Here is a 19,905-nt window from a genome sequence, read left to right as displayed (position 1 = left end):
GAGCCTGTTCACTGCCCCGGAGTGGGCTGCCCTGAGGGGTGAGCAGGCTCAGGGACAGATGCTTTTTCTCAGGCGCTGGTCGGCGCCGCTTTCTTCTCGTCGCGCAATTCGCGGCGGAGGATCTTGCCCACGTTGCTCTTGGGCAGCGAGTCGCGGAACTCGATGATCTTGGGGCGCTTGTAGCCGGTGAGGTTTTCGCGGCAGAACTCCTTGAGCGCTTCCACGGTGAGGTTCGGGTCCTTGCGCACCACGAACAGTTTCACCACTTCGCCCGAGTGCTCGTCCGGCACACCAACGGCGGCCACCTCGGCCACGCCGGGGTGCGTCATCACGATGTCCTCGACCTCGTTCGGATACACGTTGAAGCCGGACACCAGGATCATGTCTTTCTTGCGATCAACGATATAGAAGTAGCCGTTCTCATCCATGCGCGCGATGTCGCCGGTATGCAGCCAGCCATCCGCGCCAAGCACCTTGGCAGTTTCGTCAGGACGCTGCCAGTAACCCTTCATCACCTGCGGGCCGTGGACCATCAGTTCGCCCACTTCGCCCATGGGCAGCGGCTGGCCTTCTTCAGACCAGATCGCCACGTCGGTAGACGGCACGGGCAGGCCGATGGAGCTGTTGTAATCCTTTATATCCAGCGGGTTGATGCATACCGCGGGTGAGGTTTCGGTAAGGCCGTACGCTTCGGCCAGCGGAATGCCAGTGATTTTCTTCCAGCGCTCCGCCACCGCGCGTTGCACGGCCATGCCGCCGCCGAGGGTGAGATGCAGGCGCGAGAAATCCACTTCGGCGAAGCCTGGTGTGTTGAGCAGGCCGTTGAACAGCGTGTTGACGCCAGTGAGCGCGGTGAACTTGGATTTCTTCAGCTCTTTCACGAAACCGGGCATGTCGCGCGGGTTGGTGATCAGCCAGTTGAGTCCACCCAGGCGCATGAACACCAGGCCGTTCGCCGTCAGCGAGAAGATGTGATATAGCGGCAGCGCGGTGATGATCACCTCTTCGCCGGGCTTGGTGTTGTTACCGATCCATGCGCCAGCCTGCAGCATGTTCGCGACCATGTTGCCGTGCGTGAGCATGGCACCCTTGGCTACGCCGGTAGTACCACCGGTGTACTGCAGGAAGGCGATGTCGTCATGCGTCAGCGACACCTTCGGCATCGGATGCACGGCACCTTGCGCCAACGCATCACGGAAGCGCACGGCATGCGGCAGGTTGAAGGCTGGCACCATCTTCTTGACGTGCTTCAGCACGAAGTTGATCAGCGTACCCTTCGGAAAGCCCAGCAGGTCGCCGATGCCGGTGGTGACGATGTGCTTCACCTCGGTCTTATCCACGACTTGCTGCAGCGTAGCGGCGAAATTATCCAGCACCACGATGGCCTTGGCACCGGCATCTTCCAGTTGGTGCTGAAGTTCGCGCGCCGTGTACATCGGGTTGGTGTTGACCACTACCAGGCCGGCGCGCAGCGCACCGAACAGGGCGATCGGGTACTGCAGCACGTTGGGCATCATGATCGCGATGCGATCGCCCTTGGCGAGCTTGAGTACACCGGTGAGGTAGCCAGCAAACTGGCGACTCAGCTCATCGACCTGACCATAACTGAGTTGCTTGCCGAAATTACAGAAGCCCGGGCGATCACGATAGCGCTCAAAGGATTCTTCCAGCACCGCGGCAACGGAGGCGTAGGCGTTGATGTCGATCTGCGCGGGTACGCCATCCGGATAGTGGGCCAGCCACGGACGCTCGTTGCTCATGTTTGATCCCTGCTCCTGTATCGACTGCCCGCGTCGCGGCTTGCGTGCGCATGGGGCATCATGATGACGCGGCATTGGAGCATACGCTCGCGCACAGCGGCAAGCCGCATCGCAACGAGGTTTTTGGGATGCCCCGATGAAGCGAAATGTTCTTTTGCCGGTGTTTTTCGCCGTATTCGCGCTCGTGCTCTCCGGCTGTCACCGCGAGCCGGATGAGCAGCGTATCCGGCAGGCTATCAGTGCCGCCGCCCAGGGCGCGGGGCAGGTGGATGCGGGCGCACTGGCCGGCGTGCTGACAGAGGATTTCGACGGCAATGCCGGCAGCATGAGCCGCAAGGACTTGGGCAATTTGCTGCTTGTAGCGAAGCTGCGCGGCGAAACTGTGCATGTGGTGATGGGCCCCGTGGCGATCGAGCCACGCGGCGACCGCTATGTGGCGCGTTTCACCGTCACGTTGGGTAGTGGCGGCAAGTTGTTTCCCGCTGAGTTGGGCATGTTCAACGTGGAAACAGCCTGGCGCAGGGAAGGGCGCGACTGGCGCTGCTATACGGCAACATGGACGCAATCGTTGTAGGAGCGCACCCTGGGGTGTTGATGATTCAATGAAAACGCCGCCCGGGGGCGGCGTTTTCATTTTGCGCGTTCTGATCAGGCGGCTTTCTTGCTTGCCAGCTGACGCAACACGTACTGCAGGATGCCGCCGTGGCGGAAGAACTCCCGCTCCTTCGGCGTCAGCAGCAGCACCTTTACGGTGAACTCCTTCTTGCTGCCGTCCGCGGCGGTGGCGACCACCTTGGCTTCCTTCGATTCGCCGCCTTTCAGGCCGGTGATGTCGAAGGTTTCCTTGCCGGTCAAACCGAGCGATTGTGCGTTCTGGCCATCCAGGAACTGGCAGGGCAGCACGCCCATGCCGACCAGGTTGGAGCGATGGATGCGCTCGAAGCTTTCGGCGATCACTGCCTTCACGCCCAGCAGCAAGGTGCCCTTGGCCGCCCAGTCGCGCGAGGAGCCGGTGCCGTATTCCTTGCCGGCCAGCACTACTAGCGGGGTCTTTTCCGCCTTGTACTTCATGGCGGCATCGTAGATGGCCAGTTGCTCGCCGCTAGGCACGTGCAAGGTATAGCCGCCTTCGACGCCGTTGAGCATCAGGTTCTTGATGCGGATGTTGGCGAAGGTGCCGCGCACCATCACATCGTCGTTGCCGCGACGCGAGCCATAGGAGTTGAAGTCCTTCGGATCAACACCCTTGCTGATCAGGAAACGGCCTGCCGGGCTATCCTTCTTGATCGAGCCGGCCGGCGAGATGTGGTCGGTGGTGATGGAGTCACCGAACAGGCCGAGTACGCGCGCACCATGGATATCTTCGATGGTGCCGGCTTCCTTACTCATACCGTCGAAGTACGGCGGATTCTTGATGTAGGTGGAGTCGTCCCACTTGAACAGTGCGCCGTCCGGCGAGGCGATCTTGTTCCAGCGGCTGTCGCCCTTGAACACGTCGGCGTAGTTCTTCTCGAACATGGCCGGGTTGATCGCACCGGCGATGGTGTCGGAGATCTCCTTGTTGGTCGGCCAGATGTCCTTGAGGTAGACCGGCTTGCCATCACTGCCGGTGCCGAGTGCATCCTTGGTCAGGTCGATATCCAGCGTGCCGGCGAGTGCATAGGCGACTACCAGCGGCGGCGAGGCCAGATAGTTCATTTTCACTTCCGGATGCACGCGGCCTTCGAAGTTGCGGTTGCCGGACAGCACCGAGGCAACCGCCAGATCACCTTCGGCGATGCCCTTGCTGATCTCGATCGGCAGCGGACCGGAGTTGCCGATACAAGTGGTGCAGCCATAGCCGACCACATAGAAGCCGACCTTCTCCAGTTCCTTGAGCAGGCCTGTCTTTTCGAGATAGTCGGTGACCACCAGTGAGCCCGGGCCCAGCGAAGGCTTCACCCATGGTTGTGCCTTGAGACCCTTGGCCGCTGCCTTCTTGGCCAGCAATCCGGCGCCAAGCATCACCGCCGGATTGGACGTGTTGGTGCACGAGGTGATGGCGGCGATGACCACGGCGCCATCGCCGAGCTTGAAGCTCTCGCCGTTCCGTTCGACGCGCACACCGCCATTCGTAATGGCGTTCGCCGGATTGCCGATAGCCGTCGTACCGCCCTCGCTGATGAAGTTGGAGGTTTCCTCATTACGCGGCTTGCGGTTGGCGGTCAGCGGACCCACCGCATCGTGGAAACTCTTCTGCACGCCTTCCAGCAACACGCGGTCCTGCGGGCGCTTCGGGCCAGCCAGCGAGGGCTTCACGTCGGCGAGGTTCAACTCCAGCGTGGTGGTGAACTGCGCGTGCGGGGTGTTCTCGTCGTGCCACAAGCCTTGGGCTTGCGCATAGGCCTTGACCAGTTCGATCTGATTGTCGCTACGGCCTGACAGGTGCATATAGTTCAGCGCCTCCTGGTCGACCGGGAAGATGCCGCAGGTCGCACCGTATTCCGGCGCCATATTGGCGATGGTCGCGCGATCCGCCAGCGGCAAATGCTTGAGGCCATCGCCGAAGAACTCGACGAACTTGCCCACCACGCCGAGCTTGCGCAGCATCTGGGTCACGGTAAGCACGAGGTCGGTAGCGGTAACGCCCTCCGACAGTTTGCCGGTGAGCTTGAAGCCGACCACCTGCGGAATCAGCATCGACGAGGGCTGGCCGAGCATGGCGGCTTCGGCTTCGATGCCGCCCACGCCCCAGCCCAGCACCCCGATGCCATTGATCATGGTGGTGTGCGAGTCGGTGCCGAACACGGTATCCGGGTAGGCCCACTGCTCACCGTCTTTCTCGGCGGTGAACACCACGCGGGCTAGATGCTCCAGGTTCACCTGATGCACGATGCCGGTGCGCGGTGGTACGACCTTGAAGTTATTGAAGGCCTTCTGGCCCCAGCGCAGGAAGGAGTAGCGCTCCTGGTTGCGCTCGAACTCGATCTCGACGTTTTTCTCCAGCGCCGATTCGGAACCGAACACGTCGACCTGCACCGAGTGGTCGATCACCAGCTCGGCCGGCGCCAGCGGATTGATCTGGTTGGCATCGCCACCCAGTTTCACCACGGCGTCGCGCATCGCTGCCAGGTCGACCACGCAAGGCACGCCGGTGAAGTCCTGCAGCACCACGCGGGCAGGCATGAAGGCGATCTCGGTATCCGGCTCGGCCTTGGGGTTCCATTTAGCGACTGCCTCGATTTCTTTCGAGGTCACGTTGACGCCATCCTCGTGGCGCAACAGGTTCTCCAGCAGGATCTTCATGGAGTAGGGAAGGTGCTTGAGATCGAAGCGCTGGCCGAGCTTGGTGAGGCTGGCGATCTGATACGAGCTGCCGTTGACCTTGAGGGTGTCGCGGGTGGCGAATGAATCCAGCATGGGACGAACTCCTGTTGCTTTGAGTCGGGCTGACGCGCGGGGCGTAGCAGGGGGATCCTAGAGCAGGGAACGTGAGCGTAATTGCAAAAGGCCGGTCTTCCGCGGAGGGATGCCGGCCAGTTTGGGGCAAAAGCCGATGGGTGCAAGCTACCCGTCCGGTTATGACGCGATAAGGTCATTGCAAGATTTCGAACGCTGGCGGAAACAACGTCTTGCGTTGCGGCAGATGGTGGCCGACTGGCAAAATAAGCGGCTGAAATGATCCCCGTAAATGGCTTGAGAGCTGGATTTTTGCTCCCCTGCCTGATGCGGCCGGTCGTTCTGCCCTTCGCCAATCAACGGACGAGATCACATGCTCAACGCCTATCGCCAACACGTCGCCGAACGCGCCGCCCTGGGAATTCCCGCGCTGCCGCTGTCGGCCCAGCAGACCGCCGACCTGATCGAACTGCTGAAGAACCCGCCGGCTGGCGAAGAAGCGTCCCTTGTTGATCTGATCACCCACCGTGTCCCGGCTGGCGTCGACGATGCCGCCAAGGTCAAGGCTTCATACCTGGCTGCCGTGGCGTTTGGCACCGAGAAGTGCACGCTGATCAGCCGCGATAAGGCGACCGAGTTGCTCGGTACCATGCTGGGTGGCTACAACATCCATCCGCTGGTCGAATTGCTCGATGACGCGCAGGTCAGCGGTATCGCTGCCGAGGCGCTGAAGAAGACCTTGCTGATGTTCGACGCCTTTCATGACGTCAAGGACAAGGCCGACAAGGGCAATGCCAACGCCAAGGCCGTGCTGCAGAGCTGGGCCGACGCCGAGTGGTTCACCAGCCGTCCGGAAGTGCCGCAGAGCATGACCATCACCGTGTTCAAGGTGCCGGGCGAGACCAACACCGACGACCTGTCGCCGGCTCCCGATGCCACCACGCGCCCGGATATCCCGATGCACGCGCTGGCCATGCTGAAGAACAAGCGCGACGGCGCGCCGTTCCAGCCGGAGGAAGACGGCAAGCGCGGCCCGATCCAGCAGATCCTCGACCTCAAGAACAAGGGACACCTGGTCGCTTACGTCGGCGACGTGGTCGGCACCGGCTCCAGCCGCAAGTCGGCGACCAACTCGGTGCTGTGGTGGACGGGCGAGGACATCCCCTTCATCCCGAACAAGCGCTTCGGCGGCGTGTGCCTGGGTTCGAAGATCGCGCCGATCTTCTACAACACCATGGAAGACGCCGGCGCGCTGCCGATCGAACTCGACGTCTCCCAGATGGAAATGGGCGATGTGGTCGAGCTGCGTCCGTATGAAGGCAAGGCGCTGAAGAATGGCGAAGTGATCGCCGAATTCCAGGTGAAGTCCGACGTGCTGTTCGACGAAGTGCGCGCTGGTGGCCGCATTCCGCTGATCATCGGCCGCGGCCTCACCGCCAAGGCGCGCGAGGCGCTGGGCCTGCCGGCGTCGAATCTGTTCCGCCTGCCGCAGAATCCAGTCGATACCGGCAAGGGTTACACCTTGGCGCAGAAGATGGTGGGTCGCGCCTGCGGCCTGCCGGAAGGCCAGGGCGTGCGCCCGGGTACTTATTGCGAGCCGAAGATGACCTCGGTGGGCTCACAGGACACCACCGGCCCGATGACCCGCGATGAGTTGAAGGACCTGGCGTGCCTGGGTTTTTCGGCCGATCTGGTGATGCAGTCGTTCTGCCACACCGCCGCGTATCCGAAGCCGGTCGACGTCAAGACGCATCATGAACTGCCGGCCTTCATCTCCACCCGTGGCGGCATCAGCCTGCGTCCGGGCGACGGCGTGATCCATTCCTGGCTCAACCGCATGCTGTTGCCCGACACGGTCGGCACCGGCGGCGACAGCCATACGCGTTTCCCGATCGGCATTTCGTTCCCAGCCGGCTCCGGCCTGGTTGCCTTCGCGGCAGCTACCGGCGTGATGCCGCTGGATATGCCGGAGTCGGTGCTGGTGCGCTTCAAGGGCGAGCTGCAGCCGGGCGTGACGCTGCGTGACCTGGTCAATGCGATCCCACTCTATGCGATCAAACACGACCTGCTCACCGTCGCCAAGCAGGGCAAGAAGAACATCTTCTCCGGCCGCATCCTGGAAATCGAAGGTCTGCCGAACCTGAAGGTGGAGCAGGCGTTCGAGCTCTCCGACGCTTCGGCTGAACGTTCCGCTGCGGGTTGCACCGTGCACCTCAACAAGGAACCGATCATCGAGTACCTCAACTCGAACATCACCCTGCTGAAGTACATGATCGCCCAGGGCTACCAGGACGCTCGCAGCCTGCATCGCCGTATCAAGGCGATGGAGGCTTGGCTCGCCGATCCGCAGCTGATGGATCGCGATGCGGATGCCGAGTACGCGGCGGTGATCGAGATCGATCTGGCCGATGTGCATGAGCCGATCGTGGCCTGCCCGAACGATCCGGATGATGTGAAGACCTTGTCCGACGTGGCCGGCGCCGCCATCGATGAAGTGTTCATCGGTTCGTGCATGACGAATATTGGTCATTTTCGGGCGGCATCGAAGCTGCTGGAAGGCAAGCGCGATATTCCGACCAAGCTGTGGGTGGCTCCGCCGACCAAGATGGACCAGAAGCAGCTGACCGAGGAAGGCCACTACGGCGTACTCGGCACGGCCGGCGCGCGCATGGAAATGCCGGGTTGTTCGCTGTGCATGGGCAACCAGGCACAGGTGCGCGAAGGTGCCACGGTGTTCTCTACCTCCACCCGCAACTTCCCGAACCGCCTGGGCAAGAACTCCAACGTGTACCTGGGTTCGGCCGAGCTAGCCGCGATCTGCTCGCGTCTGGGCCGCATTCCGACGAAGGCCGAGTACATGACCGACATCGGCGTGATCAACGCCAATGGTGACAAGATCTACCAGTACATGAACTTCGACCAGATCGAGGACTTCAAGCAGGTCGCCGACACTGTCGACGCCTGAGTCGTCAACCAAAGCGGAACGCGAAGCCCGGCCCTGTGCCGGGCTTCGTCGTTTATGCTTTGCGCCGCCCACACGACGGGCAGGGCAACGAGGCGACAGGCAGGATGATTTCCACCCACTTATCGGTAGTCTCGCTGCGCGACCTGACCCTGGTACAGGCCGTACGCCGGCATGGCAGCTTTAACAGCGCGGCGCGCGCGATGCATATCAGCCCTTCCGGGCTGTCGCATCAGGTGCAGAAAGTGGAGCAGGCACTCGGCGCGCCGCTGTTCGAGCGTGGCGGCCGGCGCATTGTGCCGACAGCAGGTGGGCAACGGCTGCTGGAGCAGATCGACGCGGTGCTGTTGGCCGCCGAGCATTTGCAGCAGGCGGCGCGTGCCGGCGAGGTGGCGTTCGGCGGTGAATTGCGGTTGGGCGTTCTGGCCACGCTGGGACCGTATCTGTTGCCGCATCTGATCGCACCGTTCCCCCAGCATTTTCCGGAGGCCCGTTTGAGCCTGTCCGAGGGCAAGCCGCGCGGTCTGCTGCGGCGCCTGCACGAGGGTGAACTCGACGCGGTATTGGCGCCCCCGGTGCCTGCGGTCAGCGGCATTGCCATGCGCCCGCTGTTTTTCGAGCCGTGGGAGGTGATGCTCCGCGCAGATCATCCTCTGGCCAGCCGCCGCACCGTAGCATTGGAGCAATTGGACGCCAGCGAAGCGACCCTGATGACGGAAAGCCACGCCGACGACGTGCTCGGCGGTGGCCACGTGCAGGACGTCAGTCTGGAAAGCCTGGCCGCATTGGTGGGTTTGCGCGGCGGCTATGCCCTGGTGCCGGCGCTGGCACATGAGCGCCTCGCTTCAACGCCCAATATCGCGCTGGCGAAGATCAAGGGGCAGGCGCCGGGTCGTGAGATTGCGCTGTATTGGCGTGAGGCCTCGCCGTGGGGTAGCGACTTGCAGGCTTTTGCGGATCTGCTACGCAAGCTGGCAAAGCAACGGCCGGGCCTTAGACTGATCGACGAGGTATGAAGCCACAGTAGGAGCGCACCCTGTGCGCGAAGCCAGCGAAGCTGGCGTTATCGGACGCCGGTCGCCCACTGGGTGGGCTCCTACGATGAGATGCCGGGCTTAGCCGTTATCCAGCGTCGCCCCGGTGAGCAGCCCACGCGCCAGCATGCTGCACTGGCGGCGATACAGCAGCAGCTGCCACTGACGTCCTCCAATCTGCCGCCACAGCACTGCCGAACGCACCGCTGCAAGCAGGCTGGAGCGTACTTTCTCGACCACGTTGGGTTGCTGCAGCTGCTGCGGATTGCCGGTGACCATCACGCGCGGCTTCAGCGTGGATAGCGTGGAGACATATAGCTCGGCCAAACGCTTGATGACCTGGGGCGAGTTCTGTCCGAAGTGCTCGACCTGGCGTTGCGCGGATACGATGCCCTGCTGCAAATCGTTGAGTAGCTGGTTGTGGCGAGCGAGGCTGCGCTCCAGCCGCATCACGGTCACAGCCATACGGGTAATGGCCATGTCGCGGCCGTTTTCGTCGAGCTGCGAAATCAGCTTGCGCAGGCCCAATCGCACGCCGGCGACATTGCCGTAGACGCCGGCCACCGAGGCGGCGTCAATGCGAAATACGCTGCCCAGGCTGGCTTCGAAGGCGGTTTCGTCGCAGCGTCCGTCGTTCGCCAGCTGCTGCGCCAGCGCCGTGGCCTGGAACAAGCCGGCAAGGGCGAGCACGCGTTCTTCGTTCATAGCAAAAGTTTCAAGCACGTTGGACGGACTCTTCGGTGACAGGGGCGGCGTTCCAGCCGCCGTAGGGAGCATCGGTGCGAGCGATCACGGCGCCGCCGAGGCAGGCTTCGCCGCCGTAGAACACCACGGACTGGCCGGGCGTTACCGCACGCTGGGGTTCGTCGAAGCGCACTTCCACTCCTCCTTCAAACAGATGCACGGTGCAGTGTTGGTCCTGCTGGCGGTAACGGGTCTTGGCGGTGCAGCGGAATTCGGCAGCAGGCGCCTTGCCGGCGACCCAGCTGGGGACTTCGGCGATCAGGCGTTGCGAATACAGCCAGTGGTTTTCACCACCTTGCGCAACGTACAGCACGTTGGCGGCGACATCTTTGCCCACGACATACCAGGCGTCGCCGCCAGCGCCCTGGCGTCCGCCGATACCCAGGCCGTTGCGCTGGCCCAGGGTGTAATACATCACGCCCTGATGCTCGCCGATGCGCTGGCCTTCGGGTGTGCGCATCTCGCCGGGGCGGGCAGGGATGTACTGGCTGAGGAATTCGCGGAAATCGCGCTCGCCGATAAAGCAGATGCCGGTGGAGTCTTTCTTGGCATGCGTGGGCAGCGCGGCTTCCAGCGCCATGCGACGCACTTGCGATTTCTCGATTTCGCCGATCGGGAACAGCGTGGCCGCGAGCTGTCGCTGGCCCAGCGCATGCAAGAAATAGGTCTGGTCCTTGGCGGCATCCACCGCGCGCAGCAGGCGGTAGCGGCCGTCTTTGAAATCGACGCGCGCATAGTGGCCGGTGGCGATTTTTTCCGCGCCCAGCGCGCTTGCCTCGTCCAGGAAGGTCTTGAACTTGATCTCGCGGTTGCACAGCACGTCAGGGTTCGGCGTGCGACCCGCGCGATATTCGGCCAGGAAGTGCTCGAACACCCCGTCCCAATACTCGGCGGCGAAATTGCGCGCGTGGAATGGAATGTCCAGGCGGCCGCAGACGGCCACGGCGTCCTTGCGGTCAGCGTCGGCCGTGCAAGGGCCATTGCGATCGTCCTCCTCCCAGTTCTGCATAAACAGGCCTTCGACCTGATGGCCGGCCTGTTGCAGAAGAAGGGCGGCAACCGAAGAGTCCACGCCGCCGGAAATGCCGAGCATTACCTTCACGGGTAGCGATCCTCCGGCAGCAGGCTGCCCAGCACGGTCAGCGGCACGCGCTGGCCGGCCAGCCAGGCATCGATACTTTGCAGTACCAGCGGGCTGCGCAGCTGGTCGCCCATGGCGGCGATTTCGGCACGGGTCAGCCAGAGGGCGCGACGGATACCTTTGTCCAGCGGGCGCTGCGGATCATGTGACAGGGCGCGCGCGGCAAAGCTGAAACGCACCACACTGTCGCCGTGTTCGGTGCTGCGCCATTGATGGACGCCAATCAGGTGTTCAAGAGTGACGCTCCAGCCGGTCTCCTCCAGCGTTTCGCGCACGGCGGCACTGGCCAGGCTTTCGCCGTCGTCGAGATGGCCAGCAGGCTGGTTGTAGGCAAGGCGGCCGGCGATTTCTTCCTCAACCATCAGGTAGCGATCGCCGTCGGCCACCACACAGGCGACCGTGACGCGGGGGCACCAGACGGCGGAGGGGGAGGCCTGGGTATCGTTCATGGGGATGATATGGCGCCGTTGCCAGCACTGGAAAAGGCAGCATTGTGCCATTACCTGAAGAACTCATCCGTGCCCGGAGCCCATGCGGTATCCCGGCGTTATACTCCTGACCAAGATCCGGCATCCTGAAACCATGGCGCACGAACCCGAACACGAGCAAGGCCACGAACAAGGCCTGGCGGTTGAAACCTCCCGTCCGGAGGTAGCCCGGCCGCCACTGTTTCAAGTGGTACTGCTCAATGATGATTTCACCCCGATGGATTTCGTGGTGGAGGTGTTACGCAGCTTCTTCAGCCTGGACCAGGAGCGTGCGGTGCAGGTAATGCTTCATGTGCATACCCGCGGCAAGGGTGTGTGCGGCGTGTTTACCAGGGAGGTGGCCGAGACCAAGGTGACCCAGGTGAACGAATATTCACGTGCCCATCAGCACCCGTTGTTGTGCACTATGGAAAAGCTCTGAGCGACCCCATTTCGTGGTCATCGCGGCGTCAGCCGCCCTGCCATTCAAGCGGAGAAGGTCCGGATGTTTAGCAAGGATCTCGAAGTCACCATCGGCCAGTGCTACAAGCAGGCCCGCGAGCAGCGCCACGAGTTCATGACCGTGGAGCATCTGCTGCTCGCACTCACCGAAAACCAGTCGGCCCTGGGCGCGCTGCGCGCCTGCGGTGTCGACCTGCCACGCCTGACGCACGAGCTGGAAAAGATCATCGCCGAGACCGTGCCGGTACTGCCGCACGGCGACGAACGCGATACCCAGCCCACGTTGGGCTTCCAGCGTGTGCTGCAGCGGGCGGTCTACCACGTGCAGTCCTCGGGTCGTAAGGAAGTCACTGGCGCGAACGTGCTGGTGGCTATCTTCGGCGAGAAGGATTCGCACGCGGTGTACTTCCTGCACCAGCAGGAAATTACTCGTCTCGACGTGGTCAACTACATCTCGCACGGCATTGCCAAGATCGGCGACGAGCCGTCGTCCAGCATGCCGGGTGGCGAGCGTGAGGGCGAAGAGGGCGGCGAGCCCAAGGGCAATCCGCTGAGCGAGTACGCCAGCAACCTCAACGAACTTGCGCTGGAAGGCAAGATCGATCCGCTGATCGGCCGCGAGGATGAGATCGAGCGCACCATCCAGGTGCTGTGCCGCCGCCGCAAGAACAACCCGCTGTATGTCGGCGAAGCTGGTGTCGGCAAGACCGCGCTGGCCGAAGGCCTGGCCAAGCGTATCGTCGATGGCGACGTACCGGAGGTGCTGGAAAGCGCCACCATCTGGTCGCTCGATCTCGGTGCGCTGGTGGCCGGTACCAAGTACCGTGGCGATTTCGAGAAGCGCCTGAAGGCCGTGATCTCGCAGCTCAAGAAGCAGCCAGGCTCGATCCTGTTCATCGACGAGATCCACACCATCATCGGTGCCGGTTCGGCGTCGGGTGGCACCATGGATGCGTCGAATCTGATCAAGCCCATGCTGGCCTCCGGCGAGCTGCGTTGCATCGGTTCGACGACTTTTCAGGAGTTCCGCGGCATCTTCGAGAAGGATCGCGCGCTGGCCCGTCGTTTCCAGAAGATCGACGTAGTCGAGCCGACCGTGGCCGACAGCATCGAGATTCTCAAAGGTCTGCGTTCGCGTTTCGAAGAGCACCACAACGTGGTCTATACCAACGAGTCGTTGAAGGCGGCGGTGGATCTGTCGGTGAAGCACATTCCCGACCGCCTGTTGCCGGACAAGGCTATCGACGTGATCGACGAGGCCGGTGCCCGCCAGCGCCTGCTGCCGGCCGACCAGCGCACCGGCAAAATCGATGTGCCGGAGGTGGAATACATCGTGGCCAAGATGGCGCGCATTCCGGCCAAGCAGGTCTCGGCTTCCGACCGCGACGTGCTGAGGAACCTGGAGCGCAACCTGAAAATGGTGGTGTTCGGGCAGGACGCGGCGATCGAGGCGCTCTCGGCCTCGATCAAGATGGCGCGTTCCGGTCTGGCCGACCCGTCCAAGCCCATCGGCTGCTTCCTGCTGGCCGGCCCCACCGGCGTTGGCAAGACCGAGGTCACGCGTCAGCTGGCAATGCAGCTCGGTATCGAAATGATCCGCTTCGACATGTCCGAGTACATGGAAGCGCATTCGGTGTCGCGCCTGGTCGGTGCGCCTCCGGGCTATGTCGGCTTCGATCAGGGCGGCCTGCTGACGGAGGCGGTGACCAAGCATCCGCACGCGGTGCTGTTGCTCGACGAAATCGAGAAGGCGCATCCGGATGTGTACAACATCCTGCTGCAGGTGATGGATCGCGGCGTGCTGACCGACACCAATGGCCGTGAGGCGAACTTCAAGAATGTGGTGCTGGTGATGACCACCAATGCGGGCGCGCAACAGGCGTCGCGTCGCGGCATCGGTTTCGTCAAGCAGAGCCATTCGATGGATGCGATGGAAGTGATCCGCCGCACCTTCACGCCGGAGTTCCGCAACCGTCTCGATGCGGTGATCCAGTTCAATGCGCTGGATTTCGAGCACATCCTGCGCGTGGTCGACAAGTTCCTGATCGAGCTCGAATCGCAGTTGACCGAGAAGCACGTCAGCCTGGACGTGGATGCCGATGCCCGTCGCTGGCTGGCTGAGCACGGCTTCGATCCGCAGATGGGTGCCCGCCCGATGTCCCGCGTGATCCAGGAGAAGGTCAAGCGCGCGTTGGCCGACGAGTTGCTGTTCGGCAAGTTGTCCGAAGGCGGCAAGGTCAAGCTGAGTGTGCTCGACGGCGAGCTGAAAGTGGATGCCGAGGCGGCAGAGAAGTTGCCGGCCGTGGTGTCCTGAGGCAAGACCGCGGGCGAACGAAAAAAAGGCCGCGCTACAGCGCGGCCTTTTTTTGTATCTGTAGGAGCGCACCCTGTGCGCGATCCCGGTGATTCCGCTCCGTAGGTTATTCGCGCACAGGGCGCGCTCCTACGGGTATCACTTCATGCGGTACGTGATACGACCCTTGGTCAGGTCATAGGGGGTCATCTCGACCTTGACCTTGTCGCCGGTGAGGATGCGGATGTAGTGCTTGCGCATGCGGCCGGAGATATGGGCGGTGATCACGTGCCCGTTTTCCAGCTGCACGCGGAACATGGTGTTGGGCAAGGTCTCTTGGACCGTGCCTTCCATTTCGATGACGTCGTCTTTGGCCATGCGTTCCGGTCGGTGAGGTTGCAGCCGTCATGGCCGCTTAAGCGGGCGATTATGCCATGGATACCGGCATGGTTAAAGATTCATCAGCTGAAATGCTCGTCCAGCTTGCGCCGGATCTCGTCCTCGACCATGCCTTTGAGGGGGGCCAGCATCATGCCCAGCTCGGCTTTGACCTGGATGGCCTCTTTTTCGACCGCGATGGACCCGCTCACACCCGGGCGCGAAAAGCTCAGCGTGTCGCCCTGCCATTGGCCGCTCATGCCGAACTTCTCCTGCATGCGCGTGGCGACCTTGTCGACCACAGCGCGAGCTTCGGCCATCGAAAGCTGGTGCGGGCGGCGGATATCGATCTTCGGCATAGGCGAATTCCAACTGGCAAATGAAGCATATTACGCGGTTTAGGGACCCTCTGATCTATTCCACGCAGGCGGCATGATCTCCCGAAGGCGCGCTGCGGCCACCGCGCGGCTCGACCTGACGGCCAGTCAGGCGCTTCGCCACGCGGTGGCCGCAGCGCGCCTTCGGGAGATCACCCATTCATCTAAAAACAAAGGTTGGGCCGTTGCTGTTTGCGCGCAGCTCGCCGCCGCGCTGTCTCGACAGACATCCAGTCTGCCTTCGTCAGCACAACGGCGAGCTGCGCGCAAACAACAACGGTGACGCCTGCGTGGAATAGATCAGAGGGTCCCTGACATCGGACTTGTCTCGCTCATCTGCTAGAGTCCCGCCCGTCTATCGACTGGTTCACAGATGCGCATCGAGTTTCCCAATTCGGCCCGCGAAGACTTCCGCTGGGACCAGCTGCTGCTGAGGATCGGCAGCGCGCCGGATAACGATCTCGTGCTCGCCGCCCATCAGGCTGGCAACCATCATCTACGCATCCAGCAGGATCGTCGCGGCTGGGTATTGCAAGTGCTGCCGCAGGGCAATCGTATCTATGTGAACGCAAGGCCGGTGCGCGAGCGAGCTCTGTTGCGGCCGGGCGACATCCTCAGCGTGGGTGATTGCCGCATGTTGCTGCGCTCTGACGACGAGCCGGGTGCGCGCCATCCGCTCGATGCGCCGGCGCTTGAGCGCTGCACCGTGGCCTTGCGCGCCGTGGCCGGACCGTTGTCGGGCCGCGTGCTGTCGGTGCAGGACAAGCTGGAGCTGGGGCCGCTGGGTCGCTATCCGCTGGAACTGCCGCAAGGTGAGGCCGCTTCGTTGCGTGTGTCGTGGCGGGATGGCCAGCTGTGGCTCGAAACCATCCAGTCATCGGCGCGCTACCCGTTGCGGGTCAACGGCGTCGCTGTGGAGCAAGCGGCCTTGCAGCCGGGCGACCAGATCGGTCTTGCCATGCATCGCTTCGTCATCGACGCCCCCGGCATGGAGCCGGAGCCCGAGATCGTGATGCCCGAGCCGGAGCCGGCGCATCTGCCCGAAGAGGATGCCGGGCCGCGCGGTGAAGTGTGGTGGCTGATTGTCACGGCTGCCGTGCTTGCGCTTGGTATCGCACTGATCCTGCTGGTTCGTTTCTAAGGCAACCGTTGACCTCGGGTTGCTGCGCCGCGCCATAATGCGGGGATTGCACCCCACGAGGCGTCTTTAGTGAGCAGGGTTTGGAATTTCAGTGCGGGGCCGGCCGCCATCCCCTCGGTCGTACTGGAACGCGCGCAGCGCGAGTTGCTGGACTGGAACGGCAGTGGCGCCTCGGTGATGGAGTTGTCCCATCGCGGCAAACTGTTTATCGGCCTGGCCCAGCAGGCCGAGGCAGATCTGCGCGAACTGCTCAGCATTCCGGACGATTACGCCGTGTTGTTCCTGCAAGGCGGAGCCACTCAGCATTTTGCGCAGATTCCCATGAATCTGGCCGGTGAGGGCGATAGCGCCGACTACATCGTCAACGGGCATTGGGGCGAGAAGGCGGCGAGTGAAGCTGCGCCCTATGTGCGCGTGAATATCGCGGGCAGCAGCAAGGCCGATCAGTACTTGCGCCTGCCGTCGCGCGAATCCTGGCAACTCGATCCTCGCGCGGCTTACGTGCACTACACGCCGAACGAGACCATTCATGGCGTGGAGTACCACGAGATTCCGGATGTCGGCGACGTGCCGCTGGTGGCGGACTTCTCTTCCAATATTCTGTCCGAGCCGCTCGATATCAGCCGCTTCGGGCTGATCTACGCTGGTGCGCAAAAGAACATCGGGCCGTCGGGTCTAGTGGTGATGATTGTTCGCCGCGATCTACTGCAGCGTGTTTCGCGTCCGATGGCGAAGATTTTTCGCTATGCGGAGCAGGCAGCAAACGACTCGATGCTCAACACCCCCAACACCTGGGGCTGGTATCTCGCCGGCTTGACCTTCCAGTGGCTGAAGGCCCAGGGCGGCCTGACCGCTGTGGGTAAGCGCAACCACGCCAAAGCCGAGCTGTTGTATCAGGCCATTGATGGCTCCGGTGGCTACTACCGCAATCCCGTAGAGACGAGCGCACGCTCGCGCATGAATGTGCCTTTCACCCTGCACGATAGCGCGCTCGATGCGGCCTTCCTGAAGGAATCCGAGACTGCGGGCCTGCTTGCGCTGAAGGGACACAAGGCCCTCGGCGGCATGCGTGCGTCGCTCTACAACGCGGTGCCGTTGGAGGCCGTGCAGGGCTTGGTGAGTTTTATGAAGGATTTCGCCGCTCGCCATGGATGAGCGAGCGCGCCCAGTGACCATTCCGGAAAAGAATCGGGCACTATGCACAAATCATTTGGACTTCTTTACCCCCAGACCGCCAGACCATGACCGACCAGGGAAAGCCCGACCAGACCAAGAACGATGCCGGCGGTTCGCTCACGCAAGTGCGTGAACGCATCGACAGCATCGACCGCCAGATCCAGGAGCTGATTTCCGAGCGCGCCAACTGGGCGCAGGAAGTGGCTCGCGTCAAAGGCGAGGGGCTTTCCGCCATCGACTATTACCGACCCGAGCGCGAGGCCCACGTGCTGCGCATGGTGGTGGACCGCAACCACGGTCCGTTGTCGGATACCGAGATGGTGCGGTTGTTCCGCGAGATCATGTCGTCGTGCCTCGCCCAGGAAGACCCGCTCAAGGTCGGCTTTCTCGGTCCCGAAGGCACATTCAGCGAGCAGGCGGTGCGCAAGCACTTCGGCCATGCTGCCTATGGCTTGCCACTAGGCAGCATCGAAGAAGTGTTCCAGGAAGTGGCCGCGGGCCATGCCGATTTCGGCGTGGTGCCGGTCGAGAATTCCGGCCAGGGCATGATCCAGGTCACGCTGGATATGTTCCTGACCTCCGATGCCAAGATCTGTGGCGAGGTGGAGCTGCGTGTGCATCAGTGCCTGCATTCGCAGGGTGGGCGCATGGAAGACATCAAGCGGGTCTACGCGCACGCGCAGTCGCTGCAGCAGTGCAAGACCTGGCTGCGCATCAATCTGCCGGGTGTGGAAAGCATCGCGGTGAGCAGTAATGCCGAAGCTGCGCGGCTGGCACGGCATGCCGACGATGCAGCGGCGATCGCTGGCGAAACAGCCGGTCGCGTCTACGGCCTCAAGACCCTCGCCAGCGCCATCGAAGATCGCGCCGACAACACCACGCGCTTTTTGGTGATCGGTCGCTCGCTGTTCCCGCCGTCAGGCAACGACCGCACGTCGCTGCTGATCACGGTGAACGACAAGCCGGGTGCGCTGTACGACGTGCTCAGTCCGTTCGCCAAGCATGACGTGAGCCTCAACCGCATCGAATCGCGCCCCGCGCATACGGGCAAATGGCAGTACGCGTTCTTTATCGACGTGTCCGGCCACGTGCAGGATGCGGCGATCCAGGCCGCTATGCACGAGATGGGCACGGCCGCCGCCAAAGTACGCGTGCTCGGTTCCTACCCGGTAGCGCTGCCCTGATTGATCAAGTGGCGGGCGCCAGGCGCCCGCCAGTGGAGATTGCTTCGTGAGTCGACTCGACTGGAACAGCCATCCGAGCCGGACGCTGCAGGGCAGCGTGCGCGTGCCGGGCGACAAATCCGTATCCCACCGCGCACTGATGTTTTCGGCGCTCGCCGATGGCCGCTCGCATATACGCGGCTTCCTTGAGGGTGAGGACACCCGCGCCACGGCCGCCGTGCTGCAGAAGCTGGGTGTCCACTTCGAAACGCCGGCGGATGGTGAGCGCGTCGTGCATGGCGTAGGCCTGCACGGTTTGCGCGGAACCGCCGAGGCACTGGACTGTGGCAACGCCGGCACCGGCATGCGCCTACTGTCGGGTTTGCTGGCGGGGCAGGTGTTCGATAGCACGTTGATCGGTGACGCTTCGCTGTCGAAGCGCCCCATGCGCCGTGTCACCGAGCCGCTGGCCCTGATGGGCGCGCGCATCGATACCCAGGATGGGTTGCCGCCGCTGCATGTGCGTGGCGGGCAGGCGCTGCACGGCATCAAGTACACCCTGCCAGTGGCCAGTGCGCAGGTGAAGTCGGCGCTGTTGCTGGCCGGCCTCTATGCCGAGGGTGAAACCGAGGTCATTGAGCCACATCCCACCCGTGACTACACCGAGCGCATGCTGGCCGCTTTTGGCTGGCCAATCGCATTCGAGCCCGGCCGCGCGCGTCTTTCTGGGCGGCATACGTTGAGGGCGACGGATGTGGATGTGCCGGCGGATTTCTCTTCTGCCGCGTTCTTCCTGGTGGCGGGCAGCATCGTGCCCGGCTCCGAATTACGGCTGCCTGCGGTGGGCCTGAACCCTCGTCGCACTGGCCTGTTGCAGGCGCTGCGCCTGATGGGGGCAGACATACGCATTGAGAACGAACGTGAAAGCGGCGGCGAGCCGGTCGGCGATTTGATCGTGCGCTATGCACCGCTGCATGGCATCGAGCTGCCCGAGGCACTGGTGCCGGACATGATCGACGAATTCCCTGCATTGTTTGTCGCTGCCGCGGTCGCGCAGGGACGCACCGTGGTGCGCGGCGCCGCCGAGTTGCGGGTGAAGGAGTCCGACCGTATCGCCACCATGGCGGCAGGCCTGCGTGCGATCGGAGCGGCTATCGAGGAGACGCCGGACGGCGCCATCATCGACGGCGGCGCGCTGGCTGGTGGTGATGTGGACAGTCACGGCGATCACCGTATTGCGATGAGTTTTGCCGTGGCTGGTCTGGTGTCGCAGGGCAGTATCCGTATCAACGACTGCGACAACGTGGCCACGTCGTTCCCCGGCTTTCTCGAACTCGCCAACGGCTGTGGCTTTGAGCTTTCGCGCGCGGCCTGACCGACTACTCGTCTCTGCCCTGCGTTGCGGTTAGGCTTGGCGGCCTCTGAGTCG

General features: G+C 62.9%; 16 protein-coding genes. 9 read left to right on the top strand and 7 right to left on the bottom strand.

Annotation, left to right across the window (positions count from 1 at the left end):
• Positions 1 to 68 precede the first annotated feature (68 nt).
• Positions 69 to 1,760 carry a long-chain-fatty-acid--CoA ligase gene (locus BM338_RS15685; protein WP_090452280.1) on the bottom strand — a complete coding sequence of 564 codons (1,692 nt, stop codon included), beginning with the start codon at positions 1,758 to 1,760 and terminating at the stop codon, positions 69 to 71.
• Positions 1,761 to 1,896: 136 nt separating this feature from the next.
• Between BM338_RS15685 and BM338_RS15680 the strand changes: the two genes are divergently transcribed.
• Positions 1,897 to 2,334 (top strand): hypothetical protein, encoded by a 438-nt coding sequence (locus BM338_RS15680; protein ID WP_090452278.1) that lies wholly within the window; start codon positions 1,897 to 1,899, stop codon positions 2,332 to 2,334.
• A gap of 74 nt (positions 2,335 to 2,408) precedes the next feature.
• Here the strand turns inward: BM338_RS15680 and acnA are convergent, their stop codons facing one another.
• Positions 2,409 to 5,159 carry an aconitate hydratase AcnA gene (gene acnA / locus BM338_RS15675; RefSeq protein WP_090452276.1) on the bottom strand — a complete coding sequence of 917 codons (2,751 nt, stop codon included), beginning with the start codon at positions 5,157 to 5,159 and terminating at the stop codon, positions 2,409 to 2,411.
• Between the two features lie 352 nt (positions 5,160 to 5,511).
• Between acnA and acnB the strand changes: the two genes are divergently transcribed.
• Entirely contained in the window at positions 5,512 to 8,103 is a 2,592-nt protein-coding gene (acnB, locus tag BM338_RS15670; protein WP_090452274.1) for a bifunctional aconitate hydratase 2/2-methylisocitrate dehydratase, read from the top strand.
• A 104-nt stretch (positions 8,104 to 8,207) separates the two neighbouring features.
• Complete coding sequence (locus tag BM338_RS15665; RefSeq protein ID WP_090452272.1) at positions 8,208 to 9,116, top strand: LysR family transcriptional regulator; 909 nt, start codon at positions 8,208 to 8,210, stop codon at positions 9,114 to 9,116.
• Between the two features lie 99 nt (positions 9,117 to 9,215).
• On the opposite strand, the gene hflD is transcribed toward BM338_RS15665, so the two are convergent.
• The 3 genes from hflD to BM338_RS15650 are packed head-to-tail and all read right to left on the bottom strand — an operon-like array spanning position 9,216 to position 11,468.
• Positions 9,216 to 9,839 carry a high frequency lysogenization protein HflD gene (gene hflD / locus BM338_RS15660; RefSeq protein WP_090452270.1) on the bottom strand — a complete coding sequence of 208 codons (624 nt, stop codon included), beginning with the start codon at positions 9,837 to 9,839 and terminating at the stop codon, positions 9,216 to 9,218.
• 10 nt (positions 9,840 to 9,849) lie between these two features.
• On the bottom strand, positions 9,850 to 10,980 hold the full coding sequence (mnmA, locus tag BM338_RS15655; protein WP_090452268.1) for a tRNA 2-thiouridine(34) synthase MnmA: 1,131 nt from the start codon (positions 10,978 to 10,980) through the stop codon (positions 9,850 to 9,852).
• Positions 10,977 to 11,468: an NUDIX hydrolase gene (locus BM338_RS15650; RefSeq protein WP_090452266.1), complete on the bottom strand. Its 492-nt coding sequence runs from the start codon at positions 11,466 to 11,468 to the stop codon at positions 10,977 to 10,979. The genes mnmA and BM338_RS15650 overlap by 4 nt, the downstream gene beginning before the upstream one ends.
• Positions 11,469 to 11,601: 133 nt before the next feature.
• Between BM338_RS15650 and clpS the strand changes: the two genes are divergently transcribed.
• Positions 11,602 to 11,928, top strand: coding sequence for an ATP-dependent Clp protease adapter ClpS (clpS, locus tag BM338_RS15645; protein ID WP_090452616.1), 327 nt, complete (start codon positions 11,602 to 11,604; stop codon positions 11,926 to 11,928).
• Between the two features lie 63 nt (positions 11,929 to 11,991).
• Complete coding sequence (gene clpA / locus BM338_RS15640) at positions 11,992 to 14,262, top strand: ATP-dependent Clp protease ATP-binding subunit ClpA (RefSeq protein WP_090452264.1); 2,271 nt, start codon at positions 11,992 to 11,994, stop codon at positions 14,260 to 14,262.
• A 138-nt stretch (positions 14,263 to 14,400) separates the two neighbouring features.
• On the opposite strand, the gene infA is transcribed toward clpA, so the two are convergent.
• Together infA and BM338_RS15630 are read right to left on the bottom strand one after the other, a co-directional pair.
• The gene (gene infA / locus BM338_RS15635; RefSeq protein WP_019466733.1) at positions 14,401 to 14,619 is read right to left on the bottom strand and encodes a translation initiation factor IF-1; all 219 of its coding nucleotides are present in this window, start codon (positions 14,617 to 14,619) and stop codon (positions 14,401 to 14,403) included.
• An 83-nt stretch (positions 14,620 to 14,702) separates the two neighbouring features.
• Positions 14,703 to 14,978, bottom strand: coding sequence for a polyhydroxyalkanoic acid system family protein (locus tag BM338_RS15630; RefSeq protein WP_090452262.1), 276 nt, complete (start codon positions 14,976 to 14,978; stop codon positions 14,703 to 14,705).
• A 391-nt stretch (positions 14,979 to 15,369) separates the two neighbouring features.
• On the opposite strand from BM338_RS15630, the gene BM338_RS15625 reads away from it, so the two are divergent.
• The 4 genes from BM338_RS15625 to aroA all read left to right on the top strand — a co-directional run bounded on the left by BM338_RS15625 (position 15,370) and on the right by aroA (position 19,851).
• A complete protein-coding gene (locus BM338_RS15625) occupies positions 15,370 to 16,137 on the top strand; it encodes an FHA domain-containing protein (protein WP_090452260.1) in 768 nt (255 codons plus the stop codon).
• 69 nt (positions 16,138 to 16,206) lie between these two features.
• On the top strand, positions 16,207 to 17,292 hold the full coding sequence (serC, locus tag BM338_RS15620; protein ID WP_090452258.1) for a 3-phosphoserine/phosphohydroxythreonine transaminase: 1,086 nt from the start codon (positions 16,207 to 16,209) through the stop codon (positions 17,290 to 17,292).
• An 86-nt stretch (positions 17,293 to 17,378) separates the two neighbouring features.
• A complete protein-coding gene (gene pheA, locus BM338_RS15615; protein ID WP_090452256.1) occupies positions 17,379 to 18,497 on the top strand; it encodes a prephenate dehydratase in 1,119 nt (372 codons plus the stop codon).
• A gap of 46 nt (positions 18,498 to 18,543) precedes the next feature.
• Positions 18,544 to 19,851 carry a 3-phosphoshikimate 1-carboxyvinyltransferase gene (aroA, locus tag BM338_RS15610; protein ID WP_090452254.1) on the top strand — a complete coding sequence of 436 codons (1,308 nt, stop codon included), beginning with the start codon at positions 18,544 to 18,546 and terminating at the stop codon, positions 19,849 to 19,851.
• Positions 19,852 to 19,905: the final 54 nt, after the last annotated feature.

The sequence above is a fragment of the Dyella sp. OK004 genome, assembly GCF_900114495.1.
Taxonomy (GTDB): domain Bacteria; phylum Pseudomonadota; class Gammaproteobacteria; order Xanthomonadales; family Rhodanobacteraceae; genus Dyella_D.
This window is presented reverse-complemented; position numbering and strand designations above follow the sequence as displayed.